This is a genomic window from Thalassobellus sediminis (assembly GCF_044386045.1).
Classification (GTDB): Bacteria; Bacteroidota; Bacteroidia; order Flavobacteriales; family Flavobacteriaceae; genus Thalassobellus; species Thalassobellus sediminis.
On record NZ_JBISCD010000040.1, the window covers coordinates 828,022 to 847,207 of the forward strand.

Consider the following 19,186-nt stretch of genomic DNA (forward strand, 5'->3'; position numbering starts at 1 on the left):
TTATGCTTTTAAACCCAATCAATAGGGTTTTGTAATATGTTTATTAAACGTTCTTCTTCGCTACCAGCTTCGGGATGATGATCGTAAACCCATTGCACATGCGGCGGTAAACTCATTAAAATACTTTCTATGCGTCCGTTGGTTTTTAATCCAAATAAGGTGCCTTTATCATGAACTAAATTGAATTCAACATAGCGTCCACGACGTATTTCTTGCCATTTACGTTGTTCGTCTGTATATGGTAAGGCTTTTCGTTTTTCAACAATAGGGGCGTAAGCTTCAAGGAAGCTATCTCCAACTTCTGTAACAAAATTATACCAATTTTGCATAGTCATGTCTTCGGAGGCTTTGCAATAATCAAAGAATAAACCACCTAAACCTCTGCCTTCATTTCGATGTGCATTATAAAAATATTCGTCGCAACGAGCTTTGTATTTAGGATAAAATTCAGGATTGTGCTTATCGCAAGCCGTTTTACAAGTTTGATGAAAGTGTTTCGCATCTTCATCAAATAGGTAGTAGGGCGTTAAATCTTGTCCACCACCAAACCATTGGTTTATAATGTTTTTGTTTTCATCATACATTTCAAAATAACGCCAATTAGCATGAACTGTAGGAACCATAGGGTTTTTAGGGTGCAAGACTAAACTTAGTCCACAGGCGAAAAAATCGGCTTCACCTACCTTAAACATTTTTTGCATGGTATCTGGTAACTTGCCATGAACTGCCGAAATATTAACGCCTCCTTTTTCAAAAACATTGCCGTTTTCTATCACACGCGTACGTCCGCCACCTCCTTCTGGTCGTTTCCAAAGGTCTTCTTGAAATGTAGCTTTTTCATCAATTTCTTCAAGTTTTGAGGTGATGCTGTCTTGTAAACCTTGTATGTATTGGTAAAATTTGTCTTTCATGATTTTTAAATCATTTCTTTATTACAATAGGTTACTTTCTCAAAATCTCTAATGTTTATAGCGATGAAGGGAATATTTGGAAATAAGGCTTTTAATTGTGTTACAATTTGTTTTGAAAGATTAGCTTTTTGTTCTGTAGTTCTACCTTCCATAATATTTGCAAAAACATGAATAAAGTCTTCTTTTTTGCCTCCTACTAAATAATGTTCTTTAAAAGGGTTTAAACGTACTTTGATATCTGCTTCATCAAATAATTCTGTGTTGCAAGCCGATTTATGTATGTCTTGCATAATTTTTTCTGGTTGCTGAAGTTTTAAAATGTTTTCTGAACAATCAATTACAAAATGTGGCATATTTTAAGATTCTATTTCTTTATATAATTCGTATAATTCCATGTCTAATGCTTTTTCTCCCGATGGTGTAAATTCGTTTTCTAATGTTCTTTTCCAAATAAAATTACAGTTTTTCGCAACGGTTACACTTGCTATATTTGTTTTATAAACGATGATTTGAAGTGTTTTCAATCCAAGGTTTTCAAAAGCGTGGTCCGATAATTTTTTTACAGCATTAGTTATTATGCCTTTGCCTTCATAAGGATAGCCAATACAATATGCGAATTCCCCTTGTTTTTTAGTCCAGTTTAGTTCTTTAATATAGACTAAGCCTACCAATTCATTGGTTTCGTTTTCTTTTATGGTGAATAAGAATTCTTCTTTTAAGTTGAATTGTTTTACCTTTTTTTCAACGAAAAGATTAGATAAGGTTGGCGTTAAATTTTGCTCTAATGTTTTTGGAAAATAGCGTTTTAATCGGTCTTCATTAGAAACTATAAAGTTGCAGAGATTCCAAGCATCTTTAATCTGGATAGGTTCTATGTAGAAGTTCTCGAAATTAAGCTGCATTAGGTAAATTGTTTTTCAGTTTAAGTGCATCTACGGTTTTTAATGTTGCTGCAGTAACCGATAATGGTAGCACTAAAATTACACCAATTATTGGAATTAATAAAAACAGAATAAAAACAATACCATTGCCAATAGCTAAACCACGATGTTTACGAACAAATTGAAGACTTTCTTTGTATTTAAAATGACGTTCTAACGTATAATCCATATTTCCGAAACCTGCATAATAGGCCTGTAGCATAAACAGTAGAAATGTTGAAAATATATTGACTATTGGAATGAATTTAAGTAGTAATAACGGTATGGTTAAAAATAATTCCATAATTAAGTTTCTACCATTAATACGTATACCTCGAATAAGCTGTTGGGAAAAACTGGTGTTTCTATGGTTATGATTTGTAATGCCTGTTAAATGTACTTCAATTTTTTCGGAAACGGGGCTCATAAAAGGTGCAGATAAAGCCATTATGACGTGTTTGAAAAGAATAAGGCCAATGATTACAACTATGAGTCCGCCAATAAAATTACTAATTGATGCGAATGTGTCGTGTCCCCAATTCCAAAGCCATGCTTTAGAAATGAAATTTCCAATATTATCGGATAATCCATAGGCTGAAACACCGATAAGAATTGCTGTTACGAAACTTATAATCATAGGAATTACAAAATACTTCCAGAGTTTTAATTTTGAAATTAAACTGAAAGCACCGAAGTATACTTTAATTCCTGAAATGATGTTTTTAATCATGACGATAGTTTTGCGTTAGGGATTGAGGCATTTGTTGAAGCTCTCCCGATTTTTTTATCGGGAAGCGACTGCCGAAAGCCCGACCTACTTTTTTATAACTATAAGTAGATTTTTAAAACCTAATGTTACATAAAAAAGTAGGTAACGCCCGCAATATTTTAATTTCCGTATTCTTTAACGGCATCAATAAACGCTTTGGCATGATCTAACGGAATGTTAGGTAAAATACCATGACCAAGGTTTACAATGTATTTGTCTTTACCAAATTCGTTAATCATTTGGTGAACCATTTTCTTTATTTCTGCTGGTGGAGAAAACAAACGTGTTGGATCGAAATTACCTTGAAGCGTAATGTTTCCACCAGTTAAATAACGTGCGTTTCTTGCAGAACATGTCCAGTCTACACCCAAAGCCGAAGCGCCAGATTTTGCCATTTCGTCTAGAGCAAACCAACAACCTTTACCAAACGCAATAACGGGAGCATCATCTTTTAAAGCATCGATAATTTGTTGAATGTATTGCCATGAAAATTCTTGATAATCGACTGGAGAAAGCATACCTCCCCAAGAATCGAAAACTTGTACGGCGTTACAACCTGCTTTTACTTTTTCTTTTAAATAGGCAATGGTAGTATCTGTTATTTTTTGTAATAATTGATGTGCTGCAATAGGATTAGTGAAACAAAACTCCTTGGCTTTATCAAAGTTTTTACTGCCTTGCCCTTGTACGCAATAACATAAGATTGTCCAAGGAGAACCTGCGAAACCTATTAACGGAATTTCATCGTTAAGTTTTTCTTTGGTTGCTTTTATAGCTTCGTAAACGTAATTTAATGCTTCTTTTACGTCTGGTACGATAACATTATCAACGTCTTTTTGAGAGCGAATAGGGTTTGGTAAATACGGGCCAAAATTAGGTTTCATTTGTACCTCAATATTCATTGCTTGAGGAATAACCAAAATATCGCTGAATAAAATAGCAGCATCCATTCCGTATCGTCTGATAGGTTGTACTGTGATTTCACTCGCTAATTCTGGTGTTTGACAACGCGTAAAGAAATCGTATTTTTCTTTTATTGCCATGAATTCTGGTAAATAACGTCCTGCTTGACGCATCATCCAAACTGGTGGGCGGTTTACCGTTTCTCCTTTTAATGCTCTTAAAAATAAATCGTTCTTAATACTCATACCTTTTGTCATTCCTGCGAGTAAGCAGGACTCTTTTAAATTGAAACTTAAATTTTATAAAATGGATTCCTGCCTGTGCAGGAATGACAACCACTATAATTTTTTGCCTTGAACTAAAAAAGTAGATTTTATAGAATCTTCTTTAAGGCTTTCAAAACTTTTTCTTTTTCTATCATTTAAAAAACAAGCAAAATCTTCATTAGTATCAAATGAAATAAAATGTACCTCATAAGGTAATTCTTCTTCAGAATGAATGAAATTATTTTGCGTTGGTCTAATCCTGTATATTAGCTTTCCATTATAATCATTTAGAATAGGAAGTACTAAAGACTCATATTCTTTAAAGATGTTCTCTTTTCCTTCTTTAACAAACATTAAAGCGGTTAGATAAATCATTACACGTAATGTTCGTTTACTAATTCAATTACACTTTCTACCGTTGGTACTTTTGCAACTCTTACATCGCTAAAATGCTTTCTTGCTTCGTTAGCTGTTGTTTCTCCAATGCAAAATGCAATAACTTCTGCGTTGTTCTTTTGAACAAAACTTTCAACGGTTGATGGACTATAAAACATAGCTGCTTCAACCGAGTCGTCAACTTTTAAACCATCATATTTGGTTTCATAAGCTTCAACTTCGTTTACTTTTATATTGTTTTCTTCTAAAATTGTTGGTAAAGCATCTAATCTGATGTCGCTACAAAAGTATGTTACTTCGGTACCTTCAATATATTCAACTAAATATTCTGCTAGTTTTTTTGCATTCTTTTCAGCGTGAGCAACTTTACCTATTTTGTTTTCAACTAAGCGTTTGGTACGACGACCAACACAGTAAATGTTTTTAAATTGAAGTTCGATAGCCGAATAGTTAGTAACTAAAGATTCAACAGCATTTTTACTAGTAATAACAACATTCCTAATTTCATTTTTTAAGAAACGCGGATGTATTCTATTCAAGCTTATTTTTATAAAATCACTGCTATCAACAACTACTTTTTCATGAAACAACAAACGTTGGTCTTCAGTAAATGACTTTGTAGAATAAACTTTTGTTTCTTTAGTAGAATTCTTAATGTTATCCATCAAGCGTTTACCGCCTCGTTCAATAACAAAATCGGCACAAAACTGGGCAATATCATGATGTTCTCCTAGTTTTTTAACTCGGGTTACATCAATTTTTTTAGATCCATCCGGACTTAATAAAACGCCTTTAAAGTTAATTTCTTCGTCTTTTATGTAAGCCAAAGCTCCAATAGGAGCCGTACAACCACCTTCTAATTTATTTAAAAATTCGCGTTCAATACTTGTGCAAATTTCAGTTTCTTCATGATTTAACTCAGTGCAAGCAGCTTTAATGTCTTCATCTTCTTCTAAAGCAGTAATCATAATAGCGCCTTGTGCAGGAGCAGGAATCATCCAGTCTAAATTAATAGCTTCTTCGGGTCTTATTCCAATTCTACCAATACCAGCTGCTGCGAAAATGGCTCCGTTCCAACCTTCATTATCTTCAAGTTTTTGTAAACGAGAATTTACATTGCCTCTTAAATCGACAATAGTATGTGTTGGGAACCTGTTTAACCATTGCGCACGTCGGCGTAAGCTACCAGTTGCAATAACGGCATCTTTAGCGCCTAAAAACTCTTCATTGTTTTTAAAAACAAGCGTGTCATTTACGTTACCGCGTTTTAAAACAGCAGCTTGTACAATACCTTTTGGAAGTACGGTTGGTACATCTTTTAAGGAATGAACGGCAATATCGATATCGTTATTTAGCATAGCAATATCTAAAGTTCTGGTAAAAATACCGGTAATTCCTAACTCGTATAAGGGTTTGTCTAAAACTAAATCGCCTGTAGATTTTACAGGAACGAGCTCGGTTTTATGACCTAAATTTTCAAGTTGACTTTGCACTATTTTGGCTTGCCATAGTGCTAATTCACTATCGCGTGTGCCAATTCTTATGGTTTTAGACATTTTTTGTTGAAGGTTCTAATTGGAACACTTTTTTTATAAGTTCTAGACTCTCGTCTGTAGAAATCGTGTCATCTTTTAAATGATGCGCGAAATGATTGGTTATTTTTTGAATGATATTATTGCTAATTAATTCGGCTTGAGTTTCATTAAAGTCAGATAGTTTTTTGCGTTGTGTATCTAACTCGGCCGTAGCAAAATCATTCAATTTATGTTTTAACGCTTTAATGGTTGGAGCAAACTTTCTAGTTTCTAACCATTGACTAAATTCTGTTTTAACGTCTTCTATAATAGTTTCGGCTAACGGGATATGTTTTTTACGCGCTTCTAAAGTTTGATCGGTTATTTTTGATAAATCATCTAAATGAACAAGTGTTACATTGTCTAACGTTTCAACATCTTCATTTACATTTTTAGGAATTGATAAATCTAAAATTAAAAGTGGTTTTTTAGATTGAATAATTTGTTTATCTACCGTTGGGCGGTGTGCACCAGTAGCAACAATTAATATATCAGATTCGTTAATTTCTTCTTGTAAATTTGCATAATCTTTAACTAATAAATTGAACTTTCCAGCAATTTGTTCTGCTTTATCCTTTGTTCTATTTATTAAAGTTATGTGCTCGTTTTTGGTATGTTTTACAAGGTTTTCACAAGTGTTTCTTCCTATTTTACCTGTTCCGAATAACAAAATATTCTTATTAGAAACATCTTCAACGGTATTAAAAATATATTGAACCGAGGCAAATGATACCGACGTTGCTCCCGATGAAATATCTGTTTCCGTTTTTATACGTTTGCTTGCTTGAATAACAGAATTAACTAAACGCTCAGTAAAATGATTAAGTAAACTGTGTTTTCTTGAAAGTTTTGCACTTGATTTTAACTGACTAATAATTTCAAAATCACCTAAAATTTGACTGTCTAAACCAGAACCAACGCGAAACATGTGCGCAATAGCTTCGTTGTTTTTATATATGTATGCTACTTCTTGAAATTCTTCAACAGTACCTTTTGTATTATCACAAAGTAATTGAATAAGTTGAAAGGGGTGTTGGGCAAAACCATAAATTTCGGTTCTGTTACAAGTAGAAGTAACTACTAAACTTTCAATATTGTTTTCTTTTGCTTGATTTAGAAGCGCTAGCTTAGAGTCATCATCTAAACTAAAGTGTCCTCTTATGTCTGCATCGGCCTTTTTATAACTCAAACCAATAGCATAAAAGTAATTACTTCTTGAAATATTGTACTTCTGCATGTTGCTATACCTGAAATTGTGAAGCAAATGTATATCGATTGCTATAAAAAAAGTAACGCTCAAAGAACTTTTAATATCGTTTGTGGTTTTTTGCCCTGTTTTTTGATGATTATATGATATTTGTCATATTTTTGCATAGTATATAGCATATTTGAGACGATTAATTTATAACGAATCTAAATAAAGAGGTGTCATGAATGATAAAACTGATAGTAAAAATGTCGCTAAAGGTTCTTTTGAAGAAACGGAAGTTGATGAAGGGTTTTCTGTATTAGTTCATAAAAATGATAAAAGTGTCGCTCAAAGTGTTGAGAAGTACATAGATAGCGATTATATACAATTTCATTTTTGTTTAAAGGGATCTAGTAAGTTTCTTTTTAACGAGGGCAGGTATGGTTTAAATGTTTCTGAAGAAAATTCGTTGTTGCTTTATAATCCGCAACAAGATTTGCCTATAAATCTTCAAGTGGAGCCAAACTCTTGGATGGTTTCGGTATTAATTTCTATAAAAAAGTTTCACGGTTTGTTTTCTCAAGAAGCTGATTATATTTCATTTTTAAATAATGATAATAAGGATAAGAAATATTATAAAGAGGGCATTATTTCGCCATCCATGGCTATTGCTTTAAATCAGTTAATTAATTTTAATTTAAACCATTCTATAAAATCTTTATACTTTAAAGGTAAGGCTTATGAACTTTTAAGTTTGTATTTTAATAGAAGTGAAGATGCTAATGTTGAGCAATGCCCGTTTTTAGTTGATGAAACTAATGTTATTAAAATAAGGAAAGCTAAAGATATTGTCGTATCTAGAATAGCCGAACCACCAAGTTTACAAGAATTGGCAGATGAAATAGGGCTAAGTCTTAAAAAGCTTAAAGAAGGATTTAAACAAATATATGGCGATTCGGTATTTAGCTTTTTGTTTGATTATAAGATGGAAGTTGCTAGAAAATTGTTAGAAGCAGGAAATGATAATGTTAATGAGGTTGGACTTAAAGTAGGGTATAGTACTTCGAGTCATTTTATTGCTGCATTTAAAAAGAAATATGGCACTACGCCAAAAAAATACATCATGTCTTTAAATTAGAATTAAAAAAAAGAAAAAGATGAAATATTTAACTCCCGAAATTGAAGCTTTATCTAAAAATGAGAACACGAAATCTTTAGCAAGAACAAATGTGTCTTGTGGCATTTTTCAAGATTGTGATTATAATGAAGCGCGTCCAAAATTATATCATCAAAAAAAATCAGATAAAAGTAAAGGTTGATTTTTAAATTATGTATAATTTACCTGTCTAAAAAAAAGAAATGAAAAAAGGAATCCTATTAGTTAATCTAGGCTCACCTGATAGCCCAGAACCAAAAGATGTAAAAAAGTATTTAGGTGAATTTTTAATGGACGAGCGTGTTATCGATTTGCCACTTGTAGCAAGAACAGCACTAGTAAAAGGTATTATTTTAAATACACGCCCAAAGCAATCGGCTGCAGCATATAAAAAAATATGGTGGGAAGAAGGCTCGCCTTTAATTGTATTATCAGAAAGACTTCAAAAGAAAGTACAAGAACAAGTAGATGTACCTGTAGGTTTGGCTATGCGTTATGGTAGTATGACTATAAAAAAAGGGCTTCAAGAATTAGTAGATAAAGGTGTTGAAGAGGTATTGTTGTTTCCTTTATATCCACAGTTTGCTATGGCTACTACCGAAACTATTACGGTATTAGCCGAAGAACTGCGTCAAGAGTTTTTTCCGAATCTAAAAATAGAATCGGTTCCTGCGTTTTATAACAAGCCCGATTATATTGAAGTGCTTGCTAACTCCATAAAAAAACATTTAAAAGGTAAAAATTACCAGCATTTATTGTTCTCTTATCATGGTGTTCCAGAACGTCATATTCGAAAAAGCGATGTTACTAATTCACATTGTAAAATAGATAAAAGTTGTTGTGTAACGCCTAGCAAAGCGCATGAGTTTTGTTATAAACACCAATGTTTAGAAGTTACCAGGTTGGTTGCTGAAAAATTGCAATTTGAAGAAGGTTCGTATTCTACATCATTTCAATCGCGTTTAGGGTTTGATCCTTGGTTGCAACCTTATACAGATAGAACTATTGAGCGTTTAGGAAAACAAGGCGTTAAAAATATGGCTATTGTAACACCTGCTTTTGTGAGCGATTGTTTGGAGACTTTAGAAGAAATTGCTATGGAAGGACAAGAAATTTTTCATGAAATGGGCGGGCAAGATTTTACAACCGTACCTTGTTTAAATGATGATGCCGAATGGGTGGCTTTAATTGCTAAATGGATTAAAACATGGAAAGCGTCTAAAACAGCAGCGGTATAATAATGTCTAAAATAGCGTCTCAAGATTTAGGAACACAACCCATTGGGAAATTGTTGATTAAACAAGCGGTTCCTGCTTCTATAGGTATTTTAGTCATGTCTTTAAATGTTCTTGTCGATACCATTTTTGTTGGAAATTGGATAGGAGTTAGAGCTATTGCTGCTATTAATGTGGTGCTTCCTGTTTCTTTTTTTATTGCGGCTTTAGGTATGAGTATTGGTATTGGAGGAGCATCAATAATATCTAGAGCATTAGGCGCAAATAATAACGTAAAAGCTTTAAAAACTTTCGGAAATCAAATTACGTTAACCTTATTGTTAACTATCACATTTGTGGTGTTCGGATTATGGTTTGTTGATACTATTATACCTGCTTTTGGAGGTAAAGGTGCTATTTTTGCACCCGCTAAAATTTATTATAAAATTGTGCTTTATGGTATTCCTGTTTTAGCATTAAATATGATGGGGAATGCTGTAATGAGGGCAGAAGGAAAACCGAAGTTTGGTATGTACGCTATGATGATTCCTTCTGTAGGCAACCTGCTTTTAGATTATATTTTTATAAATGTATTAGATTTTGGAATGGAAGGAGCTGCTTGGGCAACTACTATTTCATATGTGCTTTGTTTTCTTTTTATTTTTTGGTTTTTTATGTCTAAACGATCTGAATTGAAGATTGATTTTTCGCATTTCGGATTGAATTTAGGTATAGTTTCAGAAATTGGTGCTTTAGGTTTTGTTACGCTTTCTAGACAAGCTGTAGTGAGTATTACTTATTTACTTATGAATAATATTTTGTACGATTTTGGAGGAGAAACCTCTGTAACAGCCTATGCTATTGTTGGTCGTATGCTTATGTTTGCTATGTTTCCTGTTTTAGGTATTACGCAAGGATTTTTACCTATAGCAGGATTTAATTATGGTGCTCTTAACTATGCTAGAGTTAGAAAAACTATTAATATTGCTATAAAATACGCCACTATTCTGGCGACATTAGTATTTGTACTTTTAATGGTTTTTCCAGAAGCAATCACAAAAATGTTTACCACAGATGTTAGTGTGTTAAGACAAACCCCTGGTGCTATGCGCTGGGTATTTGCAGCAACACCTATAGTTGCAGTACAACTTATAGGAGCAGCATATTTTCAAGCCATAGGTAAGGCTAAACCAGCTTTATTATTAACTTTATTGCGGCAAGGGTTTTTCTTTATCCCACTCATTTTTATTTTGCCCAAGTTTTATGGCGAATTAGGTGTTTGGATCTCGTTTCCAATAGCAGATGTATTAGCAACTTTGGTAACGGCATATTTTTTAAATAGAGAAGTAGTAAAGACTTTAAAATCTTAAATTATGGAATATTATAATTATATAAAATCGTTTCATCTCATTTTTGTAATTACTTGGTTTGCTGGTTTGTTTTACATTCCACGCTTGTTTGTTTATCAAATAGAAGCTTTTCATAAACCCTCGCCAGAAAAAGAAATTTTAGGAAAACAATTAAAGCTTATGGCAAAACGCTTGTGGTTTATTATCACATGGCCATCGGCTATATTAGCAACTATTTTTGCTGTTTGGCTACTGGTTTTACAGCCATTTTGGTTGCAACAACCATGGATGCATGTAAAATTAGGTTTCGTTATTTTGCTTATAATTTATCATTTAAAAACCCACCAATACTACAAACAATTACAAAACGATGTGGTTAAAAAAACATCAAGTTTTATGCGTATTTGGAACGAGGGTGCAACTTTCATTCTATTCGCAGTCGTGTTTTTAGTCATTTTAAAAAGTGCTATTAATTGGGTTTGGGGTGTTGTTGGTATATTGGTTTTAGGCGTTTTAATTATGTTAGGCTTTAAAGTTTATAAAAGCATACGCGATAAAAACCCTGAAGCTTAATTATTATGGCGTTAACTTTTATCCTGAATTTAGTTCAGGAACAGGTCGGGCTTTTCGTTAAAAGTTTTGGCTCGATGCGCGCCTCGCCAAAAGCTAACACTGCAATCCCACATCTATCTGCTAGCTTAATTTTAAGCCATCTTTAGGCTGTTTGGTCTAATTATTGTTATATTTATTGAACTTTTAAAAGTCATAGCAAGCATTCATGAAATTAAAAAAACTTTCTCTACGTACCCGTATTTTTTTAGTCATGATATTGTTGGTGTTACTAGCATCTGTACTTATTTCGGCAGTAGCTTTATATCAGTATCAAGAACAAAGTAAAGATTATCACGGTGGTCGTTTAGCGCGTAAAGAAGGGAATGTTCAAACACATTTAAAGCGTATTTTAAACGGCAGACAAAATACCTGGGAAGTTAAAACCGAAAATATACCTTTAATTTTCAAAGACGAGATTTATAATGTAGCCGATATACATAAGCTTCAAATTATTTTATATGATTTAGAAGGCGCTTTACTGTTATCATCAAAAGCCAGTTTACAAGTTAGTGATGCTGATAAATGTTTAAAAGCTGAAGTTTTAAATGAAATTTCAAACAGAGCGGATCATAGGTATGTAGACAAGCATATAGAAAACGGACAAACCTACCAATCTTCTTATACCTATTTGGTAGATCAAAAATCAAAACCATTAGCTATTTTAAATATACCATATTTAGAAAGAGATGACTTTTTAACAAACGAACTTTTAGAGTTTTTAAAGCGTATAGCGTATGCTTTTATGTTTGTTTTATTAGCAGCAATTATTATTGCGTTTTTGCTGTCAAAATACATTACAAAATCATTGCAGGCTATTAGCGATAAAATTAACACGACTAGATTAGAAAAACGAAATGAAAAGATAGATGTAAACGATACAAGCGAAGAAATCTCAACCCTGGTTAATTCATACAATAGTATGATTGATGAGTTAGAAGAAAGTGCTGTGCAATTAGCACGAAGTGAACGAGAACAGGCATGGAGAGAAATGGCAAAACAAGTGGCTCACGAAATTAAAAACCCGTTGACACCTATGCGTTTAACAGTTCAAAATTTTCAACGTAAGTTTAATCCTGAAGATGAAAATATTCATTTAAAAGTAGATGAATATAGTAAAACACTTATTCAGCAAATAGATACCATGAGTTCTATTGCGTCTGCCTTTTCAAATTTTGCAAAAATGCCAGCGCAACAAAACGAAACGCTAAATGTGGTTAAAATTGTAAAATTAGCGCTCGATATTTTTAATGAAGATTATATCTTTTTTACATCAGAATCAGAAGAAGTTATTGCAAAATTTGATAGAACTCAACTAATAAGAGTGGTTACAAATTTGGTTAAAAATGCTATTCAAGCTATGCCAGAAAATCAAATGCCAAAAATTGTAATTAATGTAGGGTCTAATTCTAAAGATGTTATAATTACTGTTTCAGATAATGGTTCGGGTGTCTCTGAAGAAAACAAAGAAAAGGTGTTCGAACCAAAATTTACAACCAAGACAAGTGGTATGGGACTTGGGTTGGCCATGGTTAAAAACATTATTGAAACCTATAAAGGGAGTATTTCATTTAGCTCAGAAAAAGATAAAGGTACCACATTTAAAGTCACATTTCCTAAAGAATAATTTACTCCTGAGAAGTTGTGAATCTTATTAATATACCATATGAATTATAATAATATTTTAGTAGAAGAAGAAAATAGTATCGCTGTTATTACTGTTAACCGCCCAAAAAAATTAAACGCTCTAAATAGAGAAACCATACAAGAATTGCATGAAGCTTTTAAGGATGCTAATGAAGATGAGGATGTAAAAGTTATTATTATAACGGGTAGTGGAGATAAAGCTTTTGTAGCAGGAGCTGATATTAGCGAATTTGCTGATTATAGCGTTAAAGAAGGAGCAGACTTAGCAGCAAAAGGGCATGAAATATTATTCAATTTTATTGAAAACTTATCGACGCCAGTAATTGCAGCCATAAATGGTTTTGCGCTTGGTGGCGGGTTAGAATTGGCTATGGCTTGTCATTTTCGAGTAGCTAGCGATAATGCTAAAATGGGCTTGCCAGAAGTGTCCTTAGGTGTTATACCTGGTTATGGTGGTACACAGCGTTTACCACAACTTGTCGGAAAAGGTCGTGCCATGGAAATGATTATGACTGCGGGTATGATAGATGCTGTAACAGCACACAATTATGGTTTGGTAAATCATGTTGAAAAACAAGAAGAATTAATGGGGATTTGCCAAAAAATAGCGGCTAAAATTTTAAGAAATTCATCCGTTGCTATAGGTGCTGCTATTAAAGCTGTAAATGCTAATTTTAAAGATGGTGTTAATGGTTTTGATGTTGAAATTAAGCAATTTGGAAAATCCTTTGGAACCGAAGATTTTACCGAAGGTACTACCGCATTTTTACAAAAAAGAAAAGCGGAGTTTCCGGGGAATTGAGATTGAGAGTTTTTGGTTCGTTTAATGTTGTTGTGTATGGTTAGTTGCGTGGTAAAGCAATTAATTTACTAAACAAAAACGAACGTAAGAAAATTCCGAAGTAATTTTCCGGATAATGACTTGCCAAAGCAATTAATTATACACGTTACCTATAGTTTTTTAATTTGTTAAATCTATTTTTTAATGAATTTTAGAGTTTTTAGATTACCTAATTTATCTTTAATTTCTATAATATAAATACCTGTCTTCAAGTTTGAAACATTTATTGAATTTTTATTAAATGTATCATAAACTTTTTGACCAATCATATTGAATATTTCAACTTGATTAATTTCAGACGGAGAGTTAATCGTTAATATGTTTTGAACGGGGTTGGGGTGAATTTTTAGAATACTCACATTAGAAGTCTCATTTACAGATAAGTTTTCTGCGTAGTGTATTATCCCATCGTTTTCTGTAAATCTTGTAATTACACCATCAACAGCATCGATATTAGCTATATCTACACCAAAATTGTTGTACATTCCATTGTTATTCAAATTTTCAGATTGTACGTTTCCAATATTCAAACTTAAATAAAAGTTGTTTCCTTGACCATTAAAAAAGCCTCCTATACCAGCGTTAAAATGTTGAAGTGTTAGACTTCCTGCAGTTTCAGAGGAGTTGTTTCCATTTTGAATAATTCTTTTTAATTTACCTTCTGTATCATAAACTGCGATAAAGAAATCTATATTATTAATATTTAAATTAATCTCATTTCCATCAGTCCCACTAAAGGACGATTCGATACTATTATCACCATTTGCAGAAATATTACCCAAAACAAATATTTCTCTCCCCCTTTTTATTACTCTATGAGCTTGTCCATAATAAGTTCCTGTGCTACCATTTATCCATTCACAAATTCCATTTGAATCTACTTTGGCAATATAAAACGATCCAACATTGTTTTGGGTTAGAGAACCATCTGTATTTTCAAAAGTTTGTATATAATCACTTGAGGTTGCAGTTCCTCTTATATTGTTTGAACCAGGAATGTAAGTGTTTCCATTTTCATCTGTAAAAATTGAAAATGAATATACTGCTCCCCAAGTGTTTTCATTACTATAAATAGAATTTTTTGTTGTCCATAAAAGTTGTCCATCTTCCGTATATTTTGCCAAAAAAGAACAATTTCTAGAATTAAAACAATTTAAATAAGTAGGTGAAGTATTATTTGCAGAATAAATAGAACCGTTTGAGGAAGGTGATATCATTGCATAGATATTATTGTCACTATCAAAACCTATATCCCAAAAGTTTACATCGTATCCTCCATTTTCCCATATCAAATTGCCGTTAGGAGAAAATTTTGTTAAGATAATTCTATGATTACTTTCAGTTAAGGTTTCACCCAAAACGTCAGTTGCCATATTATTCACATAGATTTGATTATTTATCGATGGATTTATGGTGCCAATGACAGTTAAATTGTTTTTTTTATCTAAATGAAGACTATGGGGTTTATACTGAGCTGCTGTTAATTCCCATAAAAATTTACCTGTTGAATCTAATTTTATTATTGAATGAGTTGAGTATTCATAGTCTAGCTCAATTTTCCCCCCTGTAGTATCCACCAGATAACTATTGCGATTACGGGGAAGTGTTAAATAAATATTGCCATCCTTGTCTTCAATTGAATCTGCTCCATAGCTGGTTTCATTGTCATAATTATAAACTACCCATCTCAATACACCATTAAAATCATATTTAGCCAGATAGAATCCAGTAGTCTCAATGGGCAAGTCAACAAATTCAACTCCTTGGGTTGAACCCAAAATTGTGTTGTTGTTAATAACACCAACAACCAATAATCCATCCTTTGACCTTGTCATTGATGACCGTACTATCGGGTTTGAATCTTCCCCTCCATTGATAACAGCCCAAGAATCTTCTGTATGTCCTAGATCTTCATAAATATATGGACCATTTTGATTAGTGATTTTATCATAGCACCCTGCATTAGACCAAACTTCTAAATCTACATTTTTCTGTCCTAAAGTTGAAAAAGATATTTTTGGATTTTCTTCGGTGCTATTTGGAGTACTGGCATTTTGATAAAAATCCCAATTGAAATTTTGAGCATCTGTTGAATGCTGGTAAAATTCAACTGCCTCATTTTGCTTAGCATTTATTAAAGAGTGCGTAAATTCAGCTTTAGTTTCTTCAACAGTAATTATAAAAGAATCAGTAAAGTCCATTGAGCAATTAGCTAAAGTGCTTTGGGCACTCAAATAAAACTCACCCGTTACATCGATGGGCTCTGTTTGTAAGCTAACTGTTCCTCCATTACCTACATCGCTTATACCTAATACCTCATTACTGTCCTTATTTTTTAGAATATATTCTACATTAGGCTCTGAATTTTCAATTACAATTTCTGTTGCTTCTATTTTGCATAGAACACTATCGGTAATAGAAATGGCTTTGTCTATCTCAGGTTGATTGACAATGTGAATAGTTTTTGTTTCCTCGCTTATAATACCATTGTATTCAACTTCAACTCTAATTTCATAAGTACCAGGACTATCAAATCGGTAGTTTAAATAGTTATCACAAGAAGAGCTAATTAACTCATTATCAATATACCATTTACAATTTGTGTTACTTCCTTTGATAATAGAAATTCTATGTGTAGAAAATGTATTTGAATAGAAGCAATCTCCGTCGAAACCAATCATTACATAAGGTTCGGCTTCTCCAATAGGTGATTCGTTCTTTAAAATGACACCATCTTTACCACAAGCGTATAAAACATTATCTTGTTGGGAATTCCAAAATTCATTAATAAAATGTTTATTAGAACTTGGTTGCCATTCGAGGATATTAAACCCTGAATTGGAAATGAAAATACCATGATCAGTCCCAATGAAGAATCTATTTGAATATCTAAATATTTCATTACCATTTATAGGACCATGAAAATAATTATCATACCCAGTTTTAATATGGTAATTGAACTTGGAATATGCATCATTAATTGAATATACATTAGATGAATTTAAATATTCAACATCTTTATGAATGTGATTAGGAGTTTCTATTTTGTCGAAAGAATTACCTGAAGTTTGCATTTTTAAATAGTGATTATAACCACCTATATAAGCTTGATATCCCGTAGTGTTAAAATTTATTGAACTTAGGTTGCCGTAATTTTCGAATGTTTGAACAATTGAATAATTGGAAATGTTATCTTTAAAATTTAATATTAAACCATTATTACCAACAGCATAGTAATCTTGGGAGTTTCTAGAGTATTTTATGTCAGCTAATCCTGTATTTTCAATATTTATTTCAATTATTTCATATTCCAAACTGGGGAATTCTATACTCATCAAAATAGGCTTTTGACTAGTTTTATTTTGACCTACAGCATATATTTTGAATACACTAGATGAGTTCTCTGGGTTTGAATAACAAGAATTAAATTCAGTATTGTCATATAGGTTTGAATTTTGGATATTGTTTGAAATTTCATATCGTTGCCAACTAGAACTTCCTTCCCCGCCGTTCAAAGTGTAGTAAATCCCCTTTTTACCAGATGCAATACCAGTATCTCCAAAAAAGACAACACCAGTTAGTTCATCATTAATTTCCGAATTAAGGTTGATCCATTGACTAAAACAAATCTGATTAAAGGAAAAAACTAGGCTAAAAAGAGTGAGTTTTACTTTTATTATTTTTATATCATTCATGCTCAAATTGTAGGTAACGACGTTGATATGAAATCGTTTTAATACTGAAATAAATTCATCATAAATGTTTCATATCATAAGTTAAACGAAGGTAGCTGAAAATTTTTACAAAGTCAAGTTTTAGGGTTAGCTATAACTTATTTCAATTTAAGAAAGTTTCTGTTTCCAAACCCGATAAACTTGTAAAAGCATAACAGGAACAAAATGAAATAATGCACCACCCATATTAGCATGAGTACCTTGTAAGCCTAATAAAGCCCAATGTGCAAATGCCATTACAGCTGCTAAATACACCCAGCGTTGTAGCTTTTTCCAAGAACGTCCCATTCTTTTTATAGCTGCATTGGTACTTGTTATTGCTAAAGGAATAAATATGAAGAATGCAATCCAGCCTGTGAGAATGGATAAGTCTGAAAACTCATTAATTATTTGATTAAAAGGATATTCGAATACATAAAATATAGTGTGTAATAAAGTATAAGCAAAAGCAGCTACTCCAAAAAAACGACGATTTCTAATGAGCCATTTTGCTACACGACCTCTTGGAAACATTAATTTTATGGGTGTAGCAATTAAGCTGATAATTAACATTCTACCAGCAAATTCACCCGTAATATGCATAATCATATCATAATTAAGTTGTCCTTTTAGGAAATTTATGGATACCATAATTCCTGGAACAGATAAAAGCAACCAAAGGATGTGCTTTCCGGTAAGTAAAGATTTTAAATGGTTCATGTTAACTATAATTCAATTAAGAACACGTCACTAATATTTTGTTTCCTGTAGCATCGTGAAACCAATAACCGTCATCGGTTTCTTCATATTCAGAAACATTACTTAAGGCTTGGTTTAATTTTTCTTTCGTGCTAAAATTAATCTGATAATGTTTCATTCCTGCACTGTCACTTGGTGCTAAAGGTCTGTTAATTCCATGCCACGAGTTTAAAGCGATGCGATGTTGGTATGTGCCACCAGCTCCAACATCGGCATACATAAACTGTGGTAAATAATTGAATTGGTTGAATCCTAATTTTTTATAAAACGTATTTGATTTTTCAACATTATTGGCATATAAATGTAAGTGGCCAATATATGTCTCATCGGAAATTATTTTAGTAACGTCTTTATTTACTAAGGATTTCATCACTTCATTTAAGTCAAGATAATCGGATGCACTTTTTATATTTCCGTTTGAATCTTCAATTCTTAAACCTCCTTGTGTAACTACTCTTTTAAATCGTTTAGGAGTTTCTAATGCAAATTCTACGTTAATACCATCTGGATCATCTAAATAAACAGACTTAGACATGGTATGATCTACTGGTGAAAATGGATAATTATTAACAAGTAATCTGTTTATCATACTAGCAAATTCAGCTTCGTTTGGAGCGTGAATAGCCAAATGATACAATCCGCTATAACCTTTTTTAAAATGGGTTTTAGCAGTTTGATGAACCACTACTAATGTTTGGGTTTCTGTGCCAAATTTAGCAATAGTGCCTGAAGATTTTCTCAGTTTCATACCTACTATTTTTGTCCAGAAAATTGTAGATTTTTTAAGGTTTGTATTCTTTAAGTGAATGGCTCCAAACGAAGCGAATTTACTTGAATTGCTATGTTCTTGATTCATATGTGATAGCGCATTTGCTATGGAAGAAAAGCCTTCCATAGTTGTTAAAATTGAAGCACCAAAAACAGTTTTTATAAAATGATTTCGTTTCATAGTTGTTGGTGCTTCAATTTA

The 19,186-nt window shown here is 32.5% G+C and carries 18 protein-coding genes; 7 read left to right on the forward strand and 11 right to left on the reverse strand.

The window, feature by feature from the left end:
- Nucleotides 1-8: 8 nt before the first annotated feature.
- The 8 genes from hemF to hemA all read right to left on the reverse strand — a co-directional run bounded on the left by hemF (nucleotide 9) and on the right by hemA (nucleotide 6,976).
- On the reverse strand, nucleotides 9-911 hold the full coding sequence (gene hemF / locus ACH5TW_RS10225; RefSeq protein WP_439336402.1) for an oxygen-dependent coproporphyrinogen oxidase: 903 nt from the start codon (nucleotides 909-911) through the stop codon (nucleotides 9-11).
- A gap of 5 nt (nucleotides 912-916) precedes the next feature.
- Nucleotides 917-1,264, reverse strand: a complete 348-nt coding sequence (locus ACH5TW_RS10230; protein WP_439336403.1) for a 5-carboxymethyl-2-hydroxymuconate Delta-isomerase — start codon at nucleotides 1,262-1,264, stop codon at nucleotides 917-919.
- A 3-nt stretch (nucleotides 1,265-1,267) separates the two neighbouring features.
- Nucleotides 1,268-1,813 (reverse strand): GNAT family N-acetyltransferase, encoded by a 546-nt coding sequence (locus ACH5TW_RS10235; protein ID WP_439336404.1) that lies wholly within the window; start codon nucleotides 1,811-1,813, stop codon nucleotides 1,268-1,270.
- The gene (locus ACH5TW_RS10240) at nucleotides 1,803-2,561 is read right to left on the reverse strand and encodes an EI24 domain-containing protein (protein ID WP_439336405.1); all 759 of its coding nucleotides are present in this window, start codon (nucleotides 2,559-2,561) and stop codon (nucleotides 1,803-1,805) included. The genes ACH5TW_RS10235 and ACH5TW_RS10240 overlap by 11 nt, the downstream gene beginning before the upstream one ends.
- A gap of 158 nt (nucleotides 2,562-2,719) precedes the next feature.
- Nucleotides 2,720-3,748: a uroporphyrinogen decarboxylase gene (gene hemE, locus ACH5TW_RS10245; RefSeq protein WP_439336406.1), complete on the reverse strand. Its 1,029-nt coding sequence runs from the start codon at nucleotides 3,746-3,748 to the stop codon at nucleotides 2,720-2,722.
- 93 nt (nucleotides 3,749-3,841) lie between these two features.
- Complete coding sequence (locus ACH5TW_RS10250) at nucleotides 3,842-4,144, reverse strand: hypothetical protein (protein ID WP_439336407.1); 303 nt, start codon at nucleotides 4,142-4,144, stop codon at nucleotides 3,842-3,844.
- Nucleotides 4,144-5,721 carry a hydroxymethylbilane synthase gene (hemC, locus tag ACH5TW_RS10255; protein WP_439336408.1) on the reverse strand — a complete coding sequence of 526 codons (1,578 nt, stop codon included), beginning with the start codon at nucleotides 5,719-5,721 and terminating at the stop codon, nucleotides 4,144-4,146. The genes ACH5TW_RS10250 and hemC overlap by 1 nt, the downstream gene beginning before the upstream one ends.
- The gene (gene hemA / locus ACH5TW_RS10260) at nucleotides 5,714-6,976 is read right to left on the reverse strand and encodes a glutamyl-tRNA reductase (protein WP_439336409.1); all 1,263 of its coding nucleotides are present in this window, start codon (nucleotides 6,974-6,976) and stop codon (nucleotides 5,714-5,716) included. The genes hemC and hemA overlap by 8 nt, the downstream gene beginning before the upstream one ends.
- A gap of 193 nt (nucleotides 6,977-7,169) precedes the next feature.
- Between hemA and ACH5TW_RS10265 the strand changes: the two genes are divergently transcribed.
- The 7 genes from ACH5TW_RS10265 to ACH5TW_RS10295 all read left to right on the forward strand — a co-directional run bounded on the left by ACH5TW_RS10265 (nucleotide 7,170) and on the right by ACH5TW_RS10295 (nucleotide 13,705).
- Nucleotides 7,170-8,066, forward strand: a complete 897-nt coding sequence (locus tag ACH5TW_RS10265; protein WP_439336410.1) for a helix-turn-helix transcriptional regulator — start codon at nucleotides 7,170-7,172, stop codon at nucleotides 8,064-8,066.
- Nucleotides 8,067-8,085: 19 nt separating this feature from the next.
- The gene (locus ACH5TW_RS10270) at nucleotides 8,086-8,247 is read left to right on the forward strand and encodes a hypothetical protein (RefSeq protein ID WP_439336411.1); all 162 of its coding nucleotides are present in this window, start codon (nucleotides 8,086-8,088) and stop codon (nucleotides 8,245-8,247) included.
- Nucleotides 8,248-8,287: 40 nt separating this feature from the next.
- A complete protein-coding gene (hemH, locus tag ACH5TW_RS10275) occupies nucleotides 8,288-9,322 on the forward strand; it encodes a ferrochelatase (protein ID WP_439336412.1) in 1,035 nt (344 codons plus the stop codon).
- A 2-nt stretch (nucleotides 9,323-9,324) separates the two neighbouring features.
- On the forward strand, nucleotides 9,325-10,668 hold the full coding sequence (locus ACH5TW_RS10280) for an MATE family efflux transporter (protein ID WP_439336413.1): 1,344 nt from the start codon (nucleotides 9,325-9,327) through the stop codon (nucleotides 10,666-10,668).
- Between the two features lie 3 nt (nucleotides 10,669-10,671).
- Nucleotides 10,672-11,220, forward strand: coding sequence for a CopD family protein (locus ACH5TW_RS10285; RefSeq protein ID WP_439336414.1), 549 nt, complete (start codon nucleotides 10,672-10,674; stop codon nucleotides 11,218-11,220).
- A 205-nt stretch (nucleotides 11,221-11,425) separates the two neighbouring features.
- On the forward strand, nucleotides 11,426-12,883 hold the full coding sequence (locus tag ACH5TW_RS10290) for a sensor histidine kinase (RefSeq protein ID WP_439336415.1): 1,458 nt from the start codon (nucleotides 11,426-11,428) through the stop codon (nucleotides 12,881-12,883).
- A 39-nt stretch (nucleotides 12,884-12,922) separates the two neighbouring features.
- Complete coding sequence (locus ACH5TW_RS10295) at nucleotides 12,923-13,705, forward strand: enoyl-CoA hydratase/isomerase family protein (protein WP_439336416.1); 783 nt, start codon at nucleotides 12,923-12,925, stop codon at nucleotides 13,703-13,705.
- 173 nt (nucleotides 13,706-13,878) lie between these two features.
- Here ACH5TW_RS10295 and ACH5TW_RS10300 read toward each other — a convergent pair whose 3' ends face one another.
- The 3 genes from ACH5TW_RS10300 to ACH5TW_RS10310 all read right to left on the reverse strand — a co-directional run bounded on the left by ACH5TW_RS10300 (nucleotide 13,879) and on the right by ACH5TW_RS10310 (nucleotide 19,165).
- Entirely contained in the window at nucleotides 13,879-17,439 is a 3,561-nt protein-coding gene (locus tag ACH5TW_RS10300) for a T9SS type A sorting domain-containing protein (RefSeq protein ID WP_439336417.1), read from the reverse strand.
- Between the two features lie 147 nt (nucleotides 17,440-17,586).
- A complete protein-coding gene (locus tag ACH5TW_RS10305) occupies nucleotides 17,587-18,177 on the reverse strand; it encodes a protein-methionine-sulfoxide reductase heme-binding subunit MsrQ (RefSeq protein WP_439336418.1) in 591 nt (196 codons plus the stop codon).
- 16 nt (nucleotides 18,178-18,193) lie between these two features.
- Nucleotides 18,194-19,165 carry a VOC family protein gene (locus ACH5TW_RS10310; protein ID WP_439336419.1) on the reverse strand — a complete coding sequence of 324 codons (972 nt, stop codon included), beginning with the start codon at nucleotides 19,163-19,165 and terminating at the stop codon, nucleotides 18,194-18,196.
- Nucleotides 19,166-19,186: the final 21 nt, after the last annotated feature.

Coding starts and splice junctions, on each gene's coding strand:
- hemF (WP_439336402.1), bottom strand. CDS start 911: ATGAAAGACAAATTTTACCAATACATACAAGGTTTACAAGACAGCATC.
- ACH5TW_RS10230 (WP_439336403.1), bottom strand. CDS start 1,264: ATGCCACATTTTGTAATTGATTGTTCAGAAAACATTTTAAAACTTCAG.
- ACH5TW_RS10235 (WP_439336404.1), bottom strand. CDS start 1,813: ATGCAGCTTAATTTCGAGAACTTCTACATAGAACCTATCCAGATTAAA.
- ACH5TW_RS10240 (WP_439336405.1), bottom strand. CDS start 2,561: ATGATTAAAAACATCATTTCAGGAATTAAAGTATACTTCGGTGCTTTC.
- hemE (WP_439336406.1), bottom strand. CDS start 3,748: ATGAGTATTAAGAACGATTTATTTTTAAGAGCATTAAAAGGAGAAACG.
- ACH5TW_RS10250 (WP_439336407.1), bottom strand. CDS start 4,144: ATGATTTATCTAACCGCTTTAATGTTTGTTAAAGAAGGAAAAGAGAAC.
- hemC (WP_439336408.1), bottom strand. CDS start 5,721: ATGTCTAAAACCATAAGAATTGGCACACGCGATAGTGAATTAGCACTA.
- hemA (WP_439336409.1), bottom strand. CDS start 6,976: ATGCAGAAGTACAATATTTCAAGAAGTAATTACTTTTATGCTATTGGT.
- ACH5TW_RS10265 (WP_439336410.1), top strand. CDS start 7,170: ATGAATGATAAAACTGATAGTAAAAATGTCGCTAAAGGTTCTTTTGAA.
- ACH5TW_RS10270 (WP_439336411.1), top strand. CDS start 8,086: ATGAAATATTTAACTCCCGAAATTGAAGCTTTATCTAAAAATGAGAAC.
- hemH (WP_439336412.1), top strand. CDS start 8,288: ATGAAAAAAGGAATCCTATTAGTTAATCTAGGCTCACCTGATAGCCCA.
- ACH5TW_RS10280 (WP_439336413.1), top strand. CDS start 9,325: ATGTCTAAAATAGCGTCTCAAGATTTAGGAACACAACCCATTGGGAAA.
- ACH5TW_RS10285 (WP_439336414.1), top strand. CDS start 10,672: ATGGAATATTATAATTATATAAAATCGTTTCATCTCATTTTTGTAATT.
- ACH5TW_RS10290 (WP_439336415.1), top strand. CDS start 11,426: ATGAAATTAAAAAAACTTTCTCTACGTACCCGTATTTTTTTAGTCATG.
- ACH5TW_RS10295 (WP_439336416.1), top strand. CDS start 12,923: ATGAATTATAATAATATTTTAGTAGAAGAAGAAAATAGTATCGCTGTT.
- ACH5TW_RS10300 (WP_439336417.1), bottom strand. CDS start 17,439: ATGAATGATATAAAAATAATAAAAGTAAAACTCACTCTTTTTAGCCTA.
- ACH5TW_RS10305 (WP_439336418.1), bottom strand. CDS start 18,177: ATGAACCATTTAAAATCTTTACTTACCGGAAAGCACATCCTTTGGTTG.
- ACH5TW_RS10310 (WP_439336419.1), bottom strand. CDS start 19,165: ATGAAACGAAATCATTTTATAAAAACTGTTTTTGGTGCTTCAATTTTA.